The following is an 18,063-nucleotide window of genomic DNA, read 5'->3' on the forward strand; positions in this document are numbered from 1 at the left end:
GGCAGGGCCCCTCCGGCTCCCGGACGAAGTGACGTACCCGGCGACTCGACAAGACGTCTCACTGGAGAGCACGTCATGGCCTGGGTCATCCTCATCGTGTCCGGCATCCTCGAGGCCGTCTGGGCGACCGCCCTCGGCCGCTCCGAGGGCCTCACACGGATCGCGCCGACGGTCACGTTCGGTGTCGCTCTCGTCGCCAGCATGGGCGGGCTCGCGCACGCGATGCGCACGCTTCCCCTCGGCACGTCCTATGCGGTCTGGGTGGGCGTCGGCGCAGCGCTCACCGTCGGCTACGCGCTGGCGACGGGCGCGGAGGCCGCGTCGCTCGTCAAGGTCGCGCTGATCCTCGGGATCGTGGGCTGCGTGGTGGGGCTCAAGCTCGCGCACTAGGCGCGGCGAGCCCCACCACGCGGACGATCACAGGTCGATGCCGTAGCCCTCGATCACCAGCTCCGCGAGGTCAGCCTTCTCGTCGTAGGGCAGGAACGCGCCCCATGCGGCGGCGAGGGTGGCCTCGAACAGGTCCTCCTTGGTCCAGCCGACCTCGGCGAGCGCCGCGAACTCGGAGGACATGGACACGCCCGAGACCAGGCGGTTGTCGGTGTTCACGGTGACCGCGAAGCCGAGGTTGCGCAGCTCGTGCATCGGGTGGCCCTCGATCGACGGCGCGGCCGCTGTCTGGACGTTCGACGTGGGGCAGCACTCGAGAGGGATCTGCAGGTCGAGCGCGTGCTGCGCGATCACGCCGAGCGTGAGCTCCTCGCCGCCGAAGCCGTCGATGTCCTCGTGGATGCGCACACCGTGGCCGATCCGGCGCGCGGACCCGAGCCCGAGCGCCTCGCCCACGGAGGCCGCGCCGTCGGCCTCGCCCGCGTGGATGGTGACGGGCATGTGGTGCTCGCGGAGCAGCTGGAACGCCTCGCGGTGGTTCGCCGCGGGGAAGCCCAGCTCGGGGCCGGCGATGTCGAAGCCCACGCAGCAGCGGCCGCGGTTGGCGAGCGCGAGCTCGGCGATCTCGACGGAACGGTCGAGGTGACGCATCGCGTCGAGGATCGCGGCGGCGCGGATCGCGTAGCCCGCCTCGAGCGCCTCGGCGACGCCCTCCTCGATGCCGTCCTGAACCGCCTCGACGACCTCCTGGAGGGACAGCCCGCCGGACACGTGCTGCTCGGGCGCGTACCGCAGCTCGGCGTAGATGACGCCGTCGGCGGCGAGGTCCAGGACGGCCTCGCGGGCGACGCGACGCAGGTTGTCCGCGGTCTGCATCACCGCGGTGGTGTGGGCGAAGGCCTCCAGGTAGCGAACCAGGTCGCCCGAGTTCGCGTTCTCCGCGAACGTGCGCGCGAGGGCCTCGGGGTCCGTCGTGGGCAGCTCGTGGCCGATCTCCGCGGCGAGCTCGATGAGGGTCGACGGGCGCAGGCCGCCGTCGAGGTGGTCGTGGAGCACGACCTTGGGCAGGGCGAGGATGTCCTCGGAGCTGAGAGTCATGAGGCCAGGCTAGCCGCGCGTCAGGCGCGGCGCGGCACGGGCAGCACCAGCCACGCGGCGCGCGACCAGTGCCCGAGCGCGGGCAGCCGGCCGGCGCCCGGGTGGAGGTCCGCGTCGGCGAGGGGCAGCACGGCGCCCGCGCCCGGCTCGTAGACGAGGAAGCCGTCGCCGGTGTCGCCCACCAGGAGCACCACGTGCCGCGGGATCACGGAGTCGAGCCCGAGCGAGGAGTCGCCCGCCGTGAACATCGGCACCGGGATCCCGTCGCCGAGCGCGCGGCGCGCGTGCGCGAGGAGCGGCGCGAGGGCGTCCGGTGACGAGTCGTCCACCAGGGACCCGCGGAAGCGCAGCCCCGCGAAGCGCGTCGAGTCGTCCACCTTCCACGGCGGGGTCCCGAGCGAGCGCGGCCACGCGACCGGTCCGAGCGCGGACGCCGTGGTCTGCGCGTGGATCACGTGCTGAAGAGCGTGCCACCGCTCCTCGACCGTGAGCGCCTCGTAGCCCTCCGCCTCGGCGTGCATGGCCTCCGCGGGCTCGTAGTCCGCGAGGGTCCGTCCGGTCGCGACCCACAGCGCGACGAACGGGTCGCCCACCATGAGCATGACCCCCATCGTGGCGGCCCCGCACGTGGTCTGATCGACCTGACGCGCCCGGACCCCCGCCCACGCGAGCGGCCCTTCCGCGTCGCCGGCGGGATGGGAGACGATGCGCCGGGTCGCCTCTCCCAGGCCGTCCCAGCCGGCGGCGAGCGCCGCCACCGCCGGGATGGGCGCCCCGGAGGCCACCGCGCGGAACAGGACCGCGGCATCGTCCCCCATCTGGTCCCGGGAGACGGTGAGGGCCTTCGCGTCCGCCGCGGCGGCGCGGTCGACCGCGCGCTGGAATGCGCGCTCGAACAGGCCCTCGGTGCTCGCCGGCTCCTCGGGCGGGCGCCGCTCGGACAGCCCGACGAGGCCCGCCGCGCGGGCCGCGAGGGCGGTGAGCGTCCAGGCCATCTAGCGCGTGTGGGCGCCCACGGCGTCGAGGATGATGTGCCGGTCGACGGTGCCGCCCGGCGTGATGTCGAGGGTGCCGGCTCCGTCGCATGCCTCGGTGAGGGCGGCGAGCCCGCGCGGCATCCGGTCCTCGGTCTCGGTGTGCAGCGTCATGATGACGTCCCCCGCCTTGACCTCATCGCCCACGACCTTGTTGAGGTACACGCCCGAGGACACCTCGACCGCGGCGCCCTGGCGCGCGCGGCCGGCGCCCAGGCGCCACGCCGCGACGCCGACGCCCATGGCATCCATGCGGGTGATGACGCCGTCGCGGTCCGCGCGGACCTCCTCGACGTGCGGGGCGGTCGGCATGACCGCGTCCACGTCGCCGCCCTGCGCCGCGATCATGCGGCGCCACGCGTCCATCGCGCGTCCGTCCTTGAGCGCGTCCGCCGGATCGACATCCGTGACGCCGGCGCCGACGAGCATCTCGCGCGCGAGGGCGAGCGTGAGCTCGACCACGTCGGCGGGGCCGCCGCCGGCGAGCACCTCGAGCGACTCGGTCACCTCGAGCCCGTTGCCGATGCCCCGGCCGAGCGGCGTGGACATGTCGGTGAGCAGCGCCGACGTCACGACGCCCGCGTCGGTGCCCAGGTCGACCATGGTGCGCGCGAGCTCGCGCGCCTGCTCGATGTCCTTCATGAACGCGCCGGTGCCGACCTTGACGTCGAGCACCAGCACGCCCGTGCCCTCGGCGATCTTCTTGCTCATGATGGACGAGGCGATGAGGGGGATGGCCTCGACCGTCCCGGTGACGTCGCGCAGGGCGTAGAGCTTCTTGTCCGCAGGGGCGAGGCCGGAGCCGGCCGCGCAGATGACGGCGCCGACGTCCTCGAGCTGGCGCAGCATCGTCTCGTTGGACATGTCCGCCCGCCAGCCGGGGATGGACTCGAGCTTGTCGAGCGTGCCGCCCGTGTGGCCGAGGCCGCGCCCGGACAGCTGCGGAACCGCCACGCCGCACGCGGCGACCAGCGGCGCGAGCGGCAGCGTGATCTTGTCGCCGACGCCGCCGGTCGAGTGCTTGTCGGCGGTGGGGCGCGACAGCGACGAGAAGTCGAGCCGCTCCCCCGTCGCGATCATCGCCGCGGTCCACCGTGCGATCTCGGCGCGCGTCATGCCGCGCTGGAGGATCGCCATCGCGAGGGAGCTCATCTGCTCGTCGGCGACCACCCCGCGGGTGTAGGCGTCGACCACCCAGTCGATCTGGTCGTCGGTCAAGGTGCCGCCGTCCCGCTTGACGCGGATGACGTCGACGGCGTCGTGGCGCTCGGCCATCAGCCCTCCTCGAGGTGCTGGGGCCCGAAGGCCCAGGGAAGAAGGTCGTCCAGGGTGAGGGTGCCGTCTGGTCCGTCGATCAGCAGGCCCGGTCCCCCGAACTCGTACAGCAGCTGGCGGCAGCGGCCGCACGGCTGCAGGGGCGCGCCCGCCGCGTCCACGCACGCGAACGCGACGAGGCGTGAACCGAGCGCGTCGGTGTGCAGCTTCGACACCAGCGCGCACTCGGCGCACAGCGTGAGCCCGTAGCTGGCGTTCTCGACGTTCGCGCCGGTGACGATCTCGCCGGTGTCGGTGAGGGCCGCGGCACCCACCTTGAACTTCGAGTACGGCACGTAGGCCCGCTCGTTGGCCTCGCGCGCCTTGGTGCGGAGGAGGTCCCAGTCGATGTCCATGGCGTTACTTCTTGTACGGGATGCCCTCGGAGGCCGGCGGGCGGGCGTGGCCCACGAGTCCGGCGACCGCGAAGATCGTCGCGATGTACGGGAACATCGCGAGGAACTGCGACGGGATAGGCGAGCCGATGGCGCCGAGCTGGGCGCGCAGCGCGTCGGCGAAGCCGAACAGCAGCGCGGCGGCGAGCGCGCCGCGCGGGCTCCAGCGGCCGAGGATCATCGCGGCGAGGGCGATGTAGCCCTTGCCGGCGGTCATCTCCTTGCCGAACGCGAGTCCCGACGCGACGGTGAAGAACGCGCCGCCGAGGCCGGCGATCGCGCCGCCGAGCACGGTGTTGCGCACGCGGGTGCGGTTGACCTGGATGCCCACGGTGTCGGCGGCCTTGGGGTGCTCGCCGACGGCGCGCACACGCAGGCCCCACCGCGACCGGAACAGCATGATCTGGAGCACGGCGACGACCACGTAGAGGATGTAGACCAGCAGGTTCTGGTTGAACAGCACCGGGCCGATCACGGGGATCTTCGACAGCAGCGGGATTGCGAGCTTGGGCATGCCGAGCGGCTGGTTGAGGTCGCCGTTCTCCGTCATCACGGTGGAGAAGAAGAAGTTGGTGAGCCCCAGGACCAGCATGTTGAGCACCACGCCCACCACGATCTGGTTGACCCAGTACTTGGTCGCGAAGATCGCGAGCACCAGCCCGACCAGCGCGCCCGCGATCGGCGCGGCGATGAGACCCACGTACGCGTTGCCGACCATCGACGCGATCAGCGCGGCGAGGAACGCGCCCGCGAGCAGCTGCCCCTCGATCGCGATGTTGATGATGCCGGAGCGCTCGCACAGCGTGCCCGCAAGTGCGCCGAAGACCAGCGGCACCGCGAGGAACAGCGAGCTCGTCAGCAGTCCGGTGAGCTGGATGCTGGTGGCGTCGCGACCGGCGCCGGCCCACGTGAGCAGCGCGCCCATGATGGCCATGCCGTAGACGACGGGCACCCACAGGCCCACCTTGCGGCGCTGGTTCGCGCGGTACGCGGTCCAGCCGGCCAGCGCGAGCCCGATCACCGAGAAGACGATCGCGGCCAGCTGCGACGGCAGCGTGAAGCTGGGGATCGCGAAGAAGTCGGTGGGACGCGCGACCACGAACGTGGTCGACGCGCCGGACGCGCTGCCGAACCCGAAGATCACGAGCGACAGCAGCGCGACCACGCCGAGCGTGATCGCCGCGCCGAAGCGCTTGGGCGGGATCGGCGCGCTCGAGGCCGGGGCGGCGGGAGCGTCGGCGACGGTCGCGGTCATGCCGCCACCTCCTTCTCGTGGGCGGGCGACGGCAGGTGGAACATCCACCGCACCAGCGGCGGGGCGGCGATGAACAGCACGATCAGCGCCTGGATCACCACGACGATGTCGACGGGCAGGCCCGCATTGACCTGCAGCGAAGGTCCGGACGCCTGGAGGCCGCCGAACAGGATGGCCGCGAGGACGATCCCGAGCGGGCGCGAGCGTCCCAGCAGGGCGACCGTGATGGCGTCGAAGCCGATGCTGCCGGCGACCGCGTCGGTGAGGAACTTCTGCGTGCCGAGCACCGGCGCGGAGCCGGCGAGGCCGGCGAGCGCACCCGCGATCACCATGGTGATGATGGTCGCGGTCCCGATGCTCATGCCCGCGGTGCGCGCGGCGCTCGGGTTCGCACCCACGGCGCGCAGGCGGAAGCCGAGCGTCGAGCGCTCCATCAGCCACCACGCGCCCCACGCGCAGGCCAGCGCGAGGAGGAATCCGAGGTGCAGGTTGAACTGCACGCCCAGGATCTTCGGGTACTGGGCGGTCTCCGCGACGATCGGGGAGATCGGGTTGTCGCTGCCCTCGCGCTGGAAGGCCTCGAGCGACAGCAGCCACGCCACCAGGTGCAGGGCGACGTAGTTGAGCATGATCGTGACGATCACCTCGTGCGCGCCGCGACGCGCCTTGAGGATGCCGGGGATGAAGCCCCACAGCGCGCCGCCGAGCGCGCACCCGAGCACGGCCAGCAGCAGGTGGATGCCCCACGGCAGCTCGAACGCGAAGCCGAGGTAGGCGCCCACCGTCGCTCCGATGAGGAGCTGGCCCTGCGCACCGATGTTGAAGAGTCCGGCACGGAAGCCGATGCCGAGCCCGAGTCCCGCGAAGATCAGCGGGGTCGCGAGCGTGAGCGTCTGGGTGAACGGCTTGATCATGCCCGCGAAGGAGTCGGCGCCGAGGTTGAGCACGGCGCCGTTGAACATCGCGGAGTACGCCGCGCCGAGCGCGTCGCCGATCGCCGCGAACGTGTCGCCCGGACGCGAGAAGAAGTAGGCCGCGGACTCCCTCACCGCCTCGTCGGCGAGGATGACGAGGATGCCGCCGATGACCATCGACGCGACGATCGCCATGAAGACGACCATGCTCGAGCTCTCGGCGATCTCCCGAAGGACCTGCCGCGACCGGGGCTCCTCGGGCGCGGGCGCCTCAGGGTTCTCCGCGGGGGTCTGGGTCTCGGCGCTCACGCCGCCTCCTCCTGGTGTGCGCCGGCCATCATGAGGCCCAGCGTGTCGCGATCGGTGTCGGGGGCGACGATGCCGACGATGCGCCCGTGGTACATCACCGCGATGCGATCCGCGAGCGCGACGACCTCGTCGAGCTCCGCGCTCACGATGATGACGGCGGCACCGGCGTCGCGTTCCGCGACGATGCGCTTGTGCACGAACTCGATCGAGCCGACGTCGAGCCCGCGGGTGGGGTTCGAGGCGATGAGCAGCTTGAGCGGGCGCGACAGCTCGCGCGCGAGCACCACCTTCTGCTGGTTGCCTCCGGACAGGGAGCCCGCCGTCTGCTCGATCGACGTCGCGCGGACGTCGAACTGCTCGACGTGCTTGCGCGCCTCCTCGGCGATGACCTTGGGCTGCAGCGCGACGCCCTTGGCGTACGGCTCCTGGTCGTGCAGGTCGAGGATGAGGTTGTTCGCGATGGTCATGTTCGCGACGATGCCGTCCTCGGTGCGGTCCTCGGGCACGAACCCGATGCCGCTGAGCAGCACGTCCTTGATCGACCGCCCGGTGATGACGTCGCCGTCGAGCGACGCGGAGCCCGCGTCGGGGGACACGACGCCGATGAGCGCCTCGGTGAGCTCGGTCTGGCCGTTGCCCTGCACGCCCGCGATCGCGAGGATCTCACCCGACTTGACCTCGAACGAGACGTTGTCGAGCTGGACGATCCCGGCGGCGTCGACCACCGTGAGGCTGTCGACCGCGAGCACGGTCGCACCGGGCGTCGCCTCGTCCTTGTCGACGCGCATCGACACGGCGCGTCCCACCATGAGGGAGGCGAGCTCCTCCTGGGAGGCGGTCGGCTCGGCGGAGCCCACCACCTTGCCGCGGCGGATCACGGTGATGGTGTCCGCGACGGCCTTGACCTCGCGCAGCTTGTGCGTGATGAGCACCACGGCGGTGCCGGCGTCGCGCAGGTCCTTCACGATCCCGAGCAGCTCGTCGGTCTCCTGCGGGGTGAGCACGGCGGTGGGCTCGTCCAGGATGAGGACCGACGCGTCGCGGGACAGCGCCTTGATGATCTCGACCCGCTGCTGCGCACCCACCGGGAGGTCCTCGATGAGGGCATCGGGATCGACATTGAAGTTGAAGCGCTCGGAGATCTCGCGCACCTTCGCGCGCGCGGCGTCGAGGTCGAGCAGCTTGGCGGGGCCGCGCACGTCCTCGTGGCCCAGCATCACGTTCTCCGCGACGGTGAACGGGTGCACGAGCATGAAGTGCTGGTGCACCATGCCGATGCCCGCGGCCATCGCGTCGCCCGGACCGGCGAAGACGACCGGCTCGTCGTCGAGCAGCACCTCGCCCTCGTCCGCGTCGTACAGGCCGAACAGCACGTTCATCAGCGTCGACTTGCCGGCGCCGTTCTCACCCAGCAGGGCATGCACGGTGCCCGGCTCGACCAGCAGATCGATGCGGTCGTTGGCGGTGAAGTCTCCGAAGCGCTTGGTAATACCGCGGAGCTCGAGTTTCACAGGGGTCCTCCCACGTCTTTGCTCAGGACATTCCCGAGCCTACTAGCGGAGACAGCGAGGGGCGCGCCACAGGTGTGCCCTGTGGCGCGCCCCCGGAAAGGTGCTGTCTTAGGAGACGTCGACCGAGATCGAGCCGTCGATGATGCCGGCCTTGATCGCGTCGAGCTCGGCGAGCACGGCCTCGGGCACGGCGCCCTCGGCGAAGTCCGCCACGCCCACGCCCTCGTTCTCGAGCGTGCCCAGGTAGGGCTCGGTCGAGAATCCGGCGTCGATGGTCTCGGCGATGGTGTCGAACACCGAGTTGCCGATGTTCTTGAGCACCGAGGTGAGGACGATGTCCGCGTAGTCGGTGGTGGCGGTCCAGTCGGAGTCCACACCGATCAGCCACGCGTCGCCGGCCGACTGCACGGCGGCGGCGGCGCCGAGGCCCACGGGGCCCGCGACGGGCATGACGACGTCCGCACCCTGGCTGAGGAACTCCTCGGTGACGTTCTGACCCTTCGACTGGTCGGAGAAGTCGCCGGTGAACTGGCCGTCCTTGCCGTCCCAGCCGAGCACCTTGACGTCGCCGCCGTTGGACTCGTTGTAGTAGTTGGCGCCCGCGAGGAAGCCGTCCATGAAGATGGTGACCGACGGGATGTTCATGCCGCCGAACGTCGACAGCGTGCCCGACTGCGAGGCGCCAGCGGCGGCGTAGCCCGCGAGGAACGACGCCTGGTCGGTGTCGAACGTGATGGGCTTGATGTTGTCGGCGTCGGTGGTGCCGTCGTAGTCGTTGTCGGCGAGGTCGTCGATGATCGCGAAGTGCACGTCGGGGTTGGCGAGCGCAGCGTCGACGGTGGCCTGCGACAGCAGGAAGCCGACCGTGATGATGAGGTCGCAGCCCGCGGCGACCTGGGCCTCGATGTTCGGGGCGAAGTCGGCGTCGGTGGTCGACTCGGCGGACGCGATCTCGATGCCGAGCTCGGCCTCCGCGCGGGTCAGGCCCTCGTAGCCCGACTGGTTGAACGACTTGTCGTCGAAGCCGCCCGAGTCCGAGACCATGCAGGCCTTGAAGTCGACGGTCTCGGTCGCGGTGCCGGTGGTCGCCTCGGCGGTCGCGCCGGTCTCCTCCTCGGGAGCGGACGCACAAGCAGCCAGGGCGAGCGCCGACACGGCGGCGACGGCACCCACGCGGATGATCTTCTTCATCAGGTGATTCCCTCTGTCAGTCATGCCCGGCTGCCACCGGGCGGGGGTTGTACGGGTCATCGTACGGACGCAATGTTACGAACAAACCCGCGTTGGTCTCGCCTCCGCAACAATCCGGCAACGATTCTCCCAGCTCAGGACGATTCGATCGCGGCCCCGGCGTCCTTGACGCGCTGCGCGGAGCCCCGCACCGTCACCAGGATGGCCTCGTCCGACTCGACCACCACCGCATCGTCCACCCCCACGACGACCACGGGCTTGCCGCCGCCGACCACGAGGGCGCCGCGCGCGGCGACCGTGCCCACCGGCGCGGCGCGGCCGATCGCGACGGGCCCCTCCCCCGCTCCGGACAGCTGCGCGAGCGAGTCGAAGTCGCCCACGTCGTGCCACTCGAACCTCGCGGGGACCACGGCGACGCCGCCCTCGGCGGCGACAGGCTCGGCGATCGCATGGTCGATCGCGATCTTGGTGAGCGTGGGCCACACGCGCGCGAGCACCTCGGCGCGCGCCGGGCCGTCCCACGCCGCCGCGATGTCCCTGACGCCGGCGGCCAGCGTCGGCTGGAGGCGGTCGAGATGGCCGAGCAGGACGTCCGTGCGCACCACGAACATGCCGGCGTTCCACGCGAAGGAGCCCCGCGCGAGCATCGCGGCCGCGGTCTCCGCGTCGGGCTTCTCGGTGAAGGCGACCACGTGGCGTGCCTCGCCGTCGAGCGGCTCGCCCATCTCGATGTAGCCGAACGCGGTCGACGGCTCCGTGGGCGCGATGCCGAGCACGACCACCTTCCCGGAGCCGGCGACCCGCGCGGCCTCGCGCACGGTCGCGCGGAACGCGTCGGCGTCGGGGATGAGGTGGTCGGCGGCGAAGGAGGCCATCACGCGGCTGCCCCACCGCTGCTCGATGAGCGCGGCCGCGAGCGCGATCGCGGCCATCGAGTCGCGCGGGCTCGGCTCCGTCACCAGGTTCTCGCGGGGCACCCCGGGCAGCTGCGACGCGACGGCGTCCGCGTGCCGCTCGCCGGTGACGATCACGACGCGCTCCGACAGCGGGCTCACGCGCGCGACCGTGTCCTGGATGAGCGTCGCGCCCGTCCCGAGCAGGTCCAGCAGGAACTTGGGCCGGTGCGGCTGCGACAGCGGCCACAGGCGGGACCCGACCCCGCCCGCCGGGATCACCGTCACCAGATCCTCTAGGAAATCGGACATGATCTGCGGGTCGGTGTGCTCAGCCGTCATGGCGACCACATTAGGATGGCCGTCAAGCCCGCTGTAGTGCTCTGAGGAGGGACGTGTCCCCGACAACGCTGTACCGAGGCCATGAAGGCATGTGGATGTGGGTAGTCCACCGTGTCACTGGCGTCGCGATCTTCTTCTTCCTGCTGGTCCATGTGCTCGACACCGCGCTCGTGCGCGTCTCCCCGGAGGCGTACAACGAGGTGATCGGGAGCTACAAGACGCCCCTCTACGGCCTCGTCGAGGCCGGCCTGGTCGCCGCGATCCTGCTGCACGCCTTCAACGGCCTGCGCATCATCGCCGTGGACCACTCCACGTGGGCGCTGCGCCACCAGAAGCAGCTGGTGTGGGCGGTGTGGATCATCTTCGCCGTGCTCATGGCGGGCTTCCTGCCCCGCCACCTCATGCACGTGTTCGGAGGTGCCTGATGACCGCGTCCTCCCCCGAGTTCGTGCCCGGCCCGAAGATCAAGGAGCCCCGCATCCGCTCCGGCCGCGTCCGCCCCGGCGCCGAGCAGTGGTCGTGGCGCTTCATGCGCATCTCCGGCCCGATCCTCGTCATCCTCATCCTCACGCACCTGTTCATCAACCTGGTGACGGGCGACGGCGTGAGCCAGATCGACTTCGCGTTCGTCGCCGGCAAGCTCGCGAGCCCGCTGTGGCAGGTGTGGGACCTCACCATGCTGGTCCTCGCGCTGCTCCATGGCGGCAACGGCATGCGCCTGCTCATCAACGACTACGCGCACCGCCCCGCGCTCAACAAGGCGCTGCACGCCGCGCTCGGCGTCGCGGTGATCGGCATCATCGTGCTCGGCGCGCTCGTCATCTTCACGTTCGACCCGTGCCCCGCGGGCGCGGACGCCAGCCTTCTGCCCAGCTTCTGCAAGGACCTCGCATGACCCATCACGAGTACGACGTCGTCATCGTCGGCGCTGGCGGCGCCGGCATGCGCGCGGCGCTGGAGAGCTCGCAGCGCGCGCGCACGGCGGTGCTGACCAAGCTCTACCCGACCCGCTCGCACACCGGCGCGGCGCAGGGCGGCATGGCGGCCGCGCTCGCCAACGTCGAGGACGACAGCGCCGAGTGGCACGTGTTCGACACCGTCAAGGGCGGCGACTACCTGGTCGACCAGGACGCCGCTGAGATCCTCTGCCACGAGGCCATCGACGCGGTGCTCGATCTCGAGAAGATGGGCCTGCCGTTCAACCGCACGCCCGAGGGCAAGGTGGACCAGCGCCGGTTCGGCGGCCACACCCGCGACCACGGCCAGGCACCGGTGCGTCGCTCCTGCTACTCCGCCGACCGCACGGGCCACATGATCCTGCAGACGCTGTACCAGCAGTGCATCAAGCAGGAGGTCGAGTTCTTCAACGAGTACTACGTGCTCGACCTCGTCCTCGACAAGGATCCGCAGGCGGCCGCCGACGGCGAGGACGTCGCCGTGACCGGCGTGGTCGCGCTCGAGCTGTCGACGGGCGAGATCCACACGTTCGGCGCGAAGTCCGTGATCTTCGCGACCGGCGGCGCCGGCAAGATCTTCAAGACCACCTCGAACGCGCACACCCTCACGGGCGACGGCATGGGCATCGCGCTCAACGCCGGTCTGCCCCTCGAGGACATGGAGTTCTTCCAGTTCCACCCGACGGGCCTCGCCGGCCTGGGCATCCTGCTGTCCGAGGCCGCGCGCGGCGAGGGCGGGATCCTGCGCAACTCCGAGGGCGAGCGCTTCATGGAGCGCTACGCGCCCACGATCAAGGACCTCGCGCCACGCGACATGGTGGCGCGCGCGATGGCCAACGAGGTCCGCGAGGGCCGCGGCGCCGGCCCCCACAAGGATTACGTGCTGCTCGACCTCACCCACCTCGAGCCCGCGCACATCGACGAGAAGCTCCCGGACATCACCGAGTTCGCCCGCACCTACCTGGGCGTCGAGCCGTACACGGAGCCCGTGCCCGTGTACCCGACCGCGCACTACGCGATGGGCGGCATCCCCACCACCGTCCAGGGCGAGGTGCTGCGCAACAACACCGACACCGTCAAGGGCCTCTACGCCGCCGGCGAGGTCGCGTGCGTGTCCGTCCACGGCGCCAACCGCCTGGGCACCAACTCGCTGCTCGACATCAACGTCTTCGGGCGCCGCGCCGGCATCGCCGCCGCGGAGTACGCCGTCGCCCTCGAGGCCGCCCCCGGCCTGCGGGACGATGCCGCGGCCCGGGTGGAGGGCATCGTCACCCGCCTCCTGGCGACGGTGGGCGAGGCCGGCACCGAGCGCGTGGCGGACGTCCGCAAGGCGTTGCAGGAGACCATGGACCGCAACGTCCAGGTGTTCCGCGACGCCTCGTCGCTCGAGGAGGCGGCCGGCGCGATCGCGGAGCTGAAGGAGCGCTACAAGGGCATCGCGATCCACGACCGCGGGCGGCGCTTCAACACCGACCTGCTGGAGGCGATCGAGCTGGGCTTCCTGCTCGAGATCGCCGAGGTGGTCACCGCGGGCGCGCTCGCGCGCGAGGAGTCGCGCGGCGGCCACTACCGCGAGGACTTCCCCACCCGCGACGACGAGGCGTTCATGCACCACACCATGGCGTACACGACGCAGGACGGGGTCCGGCTCGACAAGAAGCCCGTGGTGATCACGAAGTACCAGCCGATGGAGAGGAAGTACTGATGACGGCCGTTGCCGAGTCCCCCGCCGTCGGCGAGGTCACCGCCCTCACCGTCACCCTGAAGATCCTGCGCACCAACCCGGAGGGGACCGCGGACCACGCCGCCGGCGAGTCCTACTGGGAGGAGTTCCAGGTCGAGGCGCACGCCACGGACCGCGTCCTCGACGCGCTGCACAAGGTGAAGTGGGACCAGGACGGGTCGCTGTCCTTCCGCCGATCGTGCGCGCACGGCGTCTGCGGTTCCGACGCGATGCGCATCAACGGGCGCAACCGCCTCGCCTGCAAGACGCTGCTCAAGGACCTCAACCCGGCCCGCCCCATCACGGTCGAGCCCATCAAGGGGCTTCCGGTGGAGAAGGACCTGATCGTCGACATGGAGCCGTTCTTCGCCTCCTACCGCGAGATCATGCCGTTCCTCATGACCACGGGCACCGCGCCGGAGCGCGAGCGCCTGCAGTCCCCCGAGGACCGCGCCCGGTTCGACGACACCACGAAGTGCATCATGTGCGCCGCCTGCACCACGAGCTGCCCGGTGTTCTGGACCGACGGCCAGTACTTCGGCCCGCAGGCGATCGTGGGAGCGCACCGGTTCATCTTCGACTCGCGCGACGAGGGCCAGTGGGACCGTCTCGAGATCCTCAACGACAAGGCCGGCGTGTGGAAGTGCCGCACGGCGTTCAACTGCACCGAGGCCTGCCCGCGCGGCATCGAGGTCACCAAGGCGATCTCCGAGGTCAAGAAGGCGCTCACCTCCGGCGACGTCTGAGACGCGATCCGGAGGCGCTCAGTCCGTGGGCGCCTCCGGGTTGCGCAGGGTCGCGCGCGCGGTCGAGACGGGTGTGCCCAGGCGCCCCTTGCGCCCCGTCACCGTCACGGTGGGCGGCTCGATGCTGTCGGGGTGGATCTGCCCCTGGTGGTGCTCGCGGTGGTGGGCGCCCAGCCACGCGGCGCCCATGAGGATGAACCTGTTGACGTAGTCGACGAAGATCATCAGCGTGATGATCGCCGCGAACGGCGCGAGCACCTTCGAGTCGGTGGTGCCGCTCACCACGAACGTCACGCCGATCCGCAGCACCCCGATCGCGACCGCGGCGACCAGGATGATCCACGACACGCGCCAGGACAGGCGCGCGCCGCCGAGCAGCATCAGCACGAGCGCGACGTACAGCATGTCCGCCACGAGGCCCGCGCCGTAGCCGATGAGCCGGATCTCCCATGTGGGCACCGTGACGCCCACCGCGTCCGCGACCGCGCGCGCGGCGCTCGACGCGACCACCTGGATGGCGAGCCCCACGAACGCGATGACGGCGAGCGCGATCAACGCGACCACGTCGCGGAGCTTGCCCAGCACGGGCGAGGCGACCTCGTTGCCCAGCATGGTGCGCGTCGAGGTGCGCAGGCCCGCGATGAAGCGCGTGGCCGTGTTGATGAGGATGAGGAACGACACGATGCCCACCACGCCCGCGACGGTGGTGGCGCTCCCCGAGCCCAGGTCGTCCGGCTGGATCAGCCCGGTCCCGCCCGGCTCGGCCGCGATGAGCCCGGGCACGGCCTCGGACAGGTACTCGACCAGGGAGTCGCGCAGGTCGTCGTTGCCCGCGAGGAACACCGTGGCGAGCGTCGTGGCCACCACGATCCCCGCCGCCACCGAGGCGAGGGAGAAGTATGCGATGCCGGCGGACAGCACGTTGCCGTTCTGCACCGAGAAGCGCTTGAGGCCGCGGCCCCAGGACGAGCCGTCCCACCAGGCCTTGAGCCCCTTCCCCCGCGCGACGACGTCGGAGGCCTTGGCCTTGACGTCGTCGGTGGTCACGGGGCTCCTCGGGGCTCGGCGGGTCCGGTTCAGCGGTGCAGCGGGGGCAGCAGTCCCAGTCTGTCGTAGATGCGGTCCAGCGTCTCCTGCGCCAGCGCGGACGCCTTCGCGGCGCCCTTGGCGAGCACCGCGTCGAGCTTGTCCGGGGAGGCGATCCACTCGTTCGCGGCGTCGTGGAACGGCGTGAGGTAGTCCACGACCACGTCGGCGAGGTCGACCTTGAGGTGGCCGTACATCTTGCCCTCGTAGTCCGCGACGATCTCGTCGACCGTCCGGTTGGTGAGCGCCGAGTAGATGGTGAGGAGGTTGGACACCCCCGCCTTCTCCTCGCGGTCGAAGCTGATGACCGAGCCGCTGTCCGTGGTCGCGGACTTGATGTTCTTCGCGACCTTCCGCGGGTCGTCGAGCATCTCGATGATGCCCTTGGGGTTGCCCGAGGACTTCGACATCTTCTTGGTGGGATCCACCAGGTCGTAGATCTTCGCGGTCTCCTTGACGATGTGCACGCCCGGCACCTTGACCGTGCCCTCGCCGAACCGCCCGTTGATGCGCTGCGCGAGGTCGCGCGACAGCTCGAGATGCTGGCGCTGGTCCTCTCCCACCGGCACCACGTCGGTGTCGTACAGCAGGATGTCCGCCGCCATGAGGATCGGGTACGTGAACAGGCCCACGTTCGCGCCGGACTCGCCGGTCTTCTGCGCCTTGTCCTTGAACTGGGTCATGCGCGCCGCCTCGCCCATGCCGGTGAACGTCGACAGCACCCACGCGAGCTCGGCGTGCTGCGGCACGTGCGACTGCACGAAGCACAGCGAGCGGTCCGGGTCCACCCCGGCAGCGAGGTACTGCGCGGCGGTACGGCGCGTGCGCGCCCGCAGCAGCTCGGGGTCGGGCTGCACCGTGAGCGCGTGGAGGTCCACCACGGAGTAGATCGCGTCGTGGGTGTCCTGGAGCTTCACCCACTCGACCAGAGCGCCCAGGTAGTTGCCGAGGTGCAGGGAATCGGAGGTGGGCTGCATGCCCGAGAACACACGAGTCATGGCCCCATTGTTCCAAACGTTGGCGCGTGCGCCTGACCCGCCCCCCGCATCGTCCCCTGGCATCGGCGTGTCGCGGGGGGACGATGCCTCAGGTGGCCTCGGCGTCGAACGGCGCCTGGCCGGGGGGCGCCTCGGTGAGACGACGGACCGACGCCGCCCTGGTGGGCGGCGTCGGCTCGTTGAGCGCCTCGCGGACGATCCGGCGGGGGTCGTACTGACGCGGGTCGAGCTGCGACCAGTCGACCTCCTCGCCGACCTCCTTCTTCAGGGTGTTCTTGCCATCCTGAAGCATGTCGCGTCCGCGCACGACGAGGGACCGCAGCTGCTTCGCGTACTCCGGCATCCTCTCGGGGCCGATCACCACGATGGCGACCAGCACGAGGATGAGGAGCTCCCCGCCGTTGATATCGAGCATGGACCCTATTCTGACGGGTCCGGGAAGGGCAGGCCGCCACCGTCGCCCAGACCGCCCTGGTCCTGCTCGCCCGAGTCGCCGTAGGAGACGTCGGTGTTCGGCACCAGGGTGACCGAGATGTCCTGCGAGTCGCCGCCGCGCTCCACCGTGAGGACCACGGTGTCGTCCGACGCCTTCGCACGGATCGCGACGATCAGCTCCTCGCTGCGCGTGATGGGCCGGCCGTCGATCGCGGTGATGATGTCGCCGGGCTCGATGCCCGCCTCCGCGGCGGGACCGCCCTCCGCGACGGCGCCGTCGGTCTCCGCGACCTTCACGCCCTCGCCGGTGTAGGACGAGTCGAGCATGACGCCCACCACGGGGTACGTGGCCTCTCCGGTGGCGATGATCTCCTCGGCAGTGCGGCGCGCCTGGTTCGACGTGATCGCGAAGCCGAGGCCCACGGAGCCGGCCTGCGAGCCCGAGGACGAGCCGAGCGATGCGATGGCCGAGTTGATGCCGATCACCTGGCCCTGGGAGTTGATGAGCGGGCCGCCGGAGTTGCCGGGGTTGATGGCCGCGTCGGTCTGGATCGCGTCGATGAAGGCCGTCGAACCGGTCTCGCCGGCCGTGACCGGGCGGTGCAGCGCGGAGACGATGCCCGTGGTCACCGTGGACTCGAGGCCCAGCGGGGAGCCGACGGCGACGACGTCGTCGCCGACCACGAGCTCGTCGGAGTCGCCCAGCACCAGCGGGGTGAGGCCGTCCTTGTCGATCTTGACCACCGCGAGGTCGTAGTCGGCGGTGGCGCCGACCACCTGGCCGTCGTACTCGGAGCCGTCGCTCATCACCACGGTCACGGTGTCGTTGTCGGAGCCGTCGACCACGTGGTTGTTGGTGAGGATGTAGCCGTCCTCGCGGATGATGAAGCCGGAGCCCTCGGCGGCCTCCTGGCCGCCCTGGATGTTCTCGATCGACACCACGGACGGCATCACCGCGGAGGCGATCGCGGCGACCGTGTTCTCGTCCGTGCGGGCGATGGTGGAGGAGCTGCTGGTGGGCAGCGTCGAGGTGCCGCTCCCGGTCGAGGACGACGCGGCGCTGGAGGAGTCCGTCGAGAAGGAGTCGTACGCCCACGCCCCTGCGAGGCCGCCCCCGAGCCCGAGCACGAGCGCGCCCGCCGCGACGGCCGCGACGGTCGAGCGGCGCAGCCGGCCCGGCTGGGGTGCGGCGGCGGTCGACGGGGTGTCCGCCGGCGGCTCGGCCGGGGGAAGGTAGGCCTGCGTGGCGGGGTCCTCGGGCTGCGAGAACGCCTGCGTGGGCATCACGGCGGTGGTGTCCGTGCCGGCCTCCGTCTCGCCCCGCTGCGGCGAGATCGCCGGCGGCAGCTCGACCGTGTCGTTGGTCGGAGGCGCCTCGTCGTGGACGCGGACGGTGGCGGTCTCGGTGGTGGCAGTCGACTCGGTGTCCGGGCCGGAGTGGTCGCGCGGAGGCGCGAACGGGTTGTCGTTCAT

General features: G+C 70.9%; 18 protein-coding genes and 1 riboswitch. Of the genes, 5 read left to right on the forward strand and 13 right to left on the reverse strand.

Annotated features, from left to right (window positions below; genetic code table 11):
* The first annotated feature begins 1 nt into the window (after window position 1).
* Window positions 2–63, forward strand: a riboswitch (guanidine-III (ykkC-III) riboswitch).
* A gap of 12 nt (window positions 64–75) precedes the next feature.
* Entirely contained in the window at window positions 76–390 is a 315-nt protein-coding gene (locus AOM01_RS01725) for a DMT family transporter (protein WP_062288031.1), read from the forward strand.
* 27 nt (window positions 391–417) lie between these two features.
* Here AOM01_RS01725 and AOM01_RS01730 read toward each other — a convergent pair whose 3' ends face one another.
* The 9 genes from AOM01_RS01730 to AOM01_RS01770 all read right to left on the reverse strand — a co-directional run bounded on the left by AOM01_RS01730 (window position 418) and on the right by AOM01_RS01770 (window position 10,646).
* Window positions 418–1,488, reverse strand: a complete 1,071-nt coding sequence (locus AOM01_RS01730; RefSeq protein ID WP_062288033.1) for an adenosine deaminase — start codon at window positions 1,486–1,488, stop codon at window positions 418–420.
* Between the two features lie 20 nt (window positions 1,489–1,508).
* Window positions 1,509–2,483: a hypothetical protein gene (locus tag AOM01_RS01735; RefSeq protein WP_062288035.1), complete on the reverse strand. Its 975-nt coding sequence runs from the start codon at window positions 2,481–2,483 to the stop codon at window positions 1,509–1,511.
* Complete coding sequence (locus tag AOM01_RS01740) at window positions 2,484–3,797, reverse strand: thymidine phosphorylase (protein ID WP_062288038.1); 1,314 nt, start codon at window positions 3,795–3,797, stop codon at window positions 2,484–2,486.
* Window positions 3,797–4,192 carry a cytidine deaminase gene (locus tag AOM01_RS01745; protein ID WP_062288041.1) on the reverse strand — a complete coding sequence of 132 codons (396 nt, stop codon included), beginning with the start codon at window positions 4,190–4,192 and terminating at the stop codon, window positions 3,797–3,799. Before AOM01_RS01745 ends, AOM01_RS01740 begins: the two co-directional genes overlap by 1 nt.
* 4 nt (window positions 4,193–4,196) lie before the next feature.
* Window positions 4,197–5,486 carry an ABC transporter permease gene (locus AOM01_RS01750; protein ID WP_062288043.1) on the reverse strand — a complete coding sequence of 430 codons (1,290 nt, stop codon included), beginning with the start codon at window positions 5,484–5,486 and terminating at the stop codon, window positions 4,197–4,199.
* On the reverse strand, window positions 5,483–6,709 hold the full coding sequence (locus AOM01_RS01755) for an ABC transporter permease (protein WP_062288046.1): 1,227 nt from the start codon (window positions 6,707–6,709) through the stop codon (window positions 5,483–5,485). The genes AOM01_RS01750 and AOM01_RS01755 overlap by 4 nt, the downstream gene beginning before the upstream one ends.
* Window positions 6,706–8,220, reverse strand: coding sequence for an ABC transporter ATP-binding protein (locus AOM01_RS01760; RefSeq protein WP_062288049.1), 1,515 nt, complete (start codon window positions 8,218–8,220; stop codon window positions 6,706–6,708). The genes AOM01_RS01755 and AOM01_RS01760 overlap by 4 nt, the downstream gene beginning before the upstream one ends.
* 108 nt (window positions 8,221–8,328) lie before the next feature.
* The gene (locus tag AOM01_RS01765; RefSeq protein ID WP_062288052.1) at window positions 8,329–9,411 is read right to left on the reverse strand and encodes a BMP family lipoprotein; all 1,083 of its coding nucleotides are present in this window, start codon (window positions 9,409–9,411) and stop codon (window positions 8,329–8,331) included.
* Between the two features lie 134 nt (window positions 9,412–9,545).
* Window positions 9,546–10,646 carry a mannose-1-phosphate guanylyltransferase gene (locus AOM01_RS01770; RefSeq protein ID WP_062288055.1) on the reverse strand — a complete coding sequence of 367 codons (1,101 nt, stop codon included), beginning with the start codon at window positions 10,644–10,646 and terminating at the stop codon, window positions 9,546–9,548.
* Window positions 10,647–10,735: 89 nt separating this feature from the next.
* Between AOM01_RS01770 and sdhC the strand changes: the two genes are divergently transcribed.
* From sdhC to AOM01_RS01790, 4 genes are read left to right on the forward strand one after another with little or no spacing between them, the layout of a single operon-like run.
* Complete coding sequence (gene sdhC / locus AOM01_RS01775) at window positions 10,736–11,071, forward strand: succinate dehydrogenase, cytochrome b556 subunit (RefSeq protein WP_062288058.1); 336 nt, start codon at window positions 10,736–10,738, stop codon at window positions 11,069–11,071.
* Entirely contained in the window at window positions 11,071–11,541 is a 471-nt protein-coding gene (locus AOM01_RS01780; RefSeq protein ID WP_062288061.1) for a succinate dehydrogenase hydrophobic membrane anchor subunit, read from the forward strand. Before sdhC ends, AOM01_RS01780 begins: the two co-directional genes overlap by 1 nt.
* Window positions 11,538–13,307: a succinate dehydrogenase flavoprotein subunit gene (gene sdhA, locus AOM01_RS01785; protein ID WP_062288064.1), complete on the forward strand. Its 1,770-nt coding sequence runs from the start codon at window positions 11,538–11,540 to the stop codon at window positions 13,305–13,307. The genes AOM01_RS01780 and sdhA overlap by 4 nt, the downstream gene beginning before the upstream one ends.
* Complete coding sequence (locus AOM01_RS01790; protein ID WP_062288067.1) at window positions 13,307–14,071, forward strand: succinate dehydrogenase iron-sulfur subunit; 765 nt, start codon at window positions 13,307–13,309, stop codon at window positions 14,069–14,071. Before sdhA ends, AOM01_RS01790 begins: the two co-directional genes overlap by 1 nt.
* 18 nt (window positions 14,072–14,089) lie before the next feature.
* On the opposite strand, the gene AOM01_RS01795 is transcribed toward AOM01_RS01790, so the two are convergent.
* From AOM01_RS01795 to AOM01_RS01810, 4 genes are all read right to left on the reverse strand, one after another.
* Entirely contained in the window at window positions 14,090–15,118 is a 1,029-nt protein-coding gene (locus tag AOM01_RS01795) for a YihY/virulence factor BrkB family protein (RefSeq protein ID WP_062288070.1), read from the reverse strand.
* Between the two features lie 29 nt (window positions 15,119–15,147).
* Entirely contained in the window at window positions 15,148–16,155 is a 1,008-nt protein-coding gene (gene trpS / locus AOM01_RS01800) for a tryptophan--tRNA ligase (protein WP_228374181.1), read from the reverse strand.
* Between the two features lie 88 nt (window positions 16,156–16,243).
* Window positions 16,244–16,570 carry a twin-arginine translocase TatA/TatE family subunit gene (locus tag AOM01_RS01805; protein ID WP_062288076.1) on the reverse strand — a complete coding sequence of 109 codons (327 nt, stop codon included), beginning with the start codon at window positions 16,568–16,570 and terminating at the stop codon, window positions 16,244–16,246.
* Window positions 16,571–16,575: 5 nt separating this feature from the next.
* Complete coding sequence (locus tag AOM01_RS01810) at window positions 16,576–18,063, reverse strand: S1C family serine protease (protein WP_062288079.1); 1,488 nt, start codon at window positions 18,061–18,063, stop codon at window positions 16,576–16,578.

Source organism: Demequina phytophila (genome assembly GCF_000971135.1).
In the GTDB taxonomy this organism is placed as follows: domain Bacteria; phylum Actinomycetota; class Actinomycetes; order Actinomycetales; family Demequinaceae; genus Demequina; species Demequina phytophila.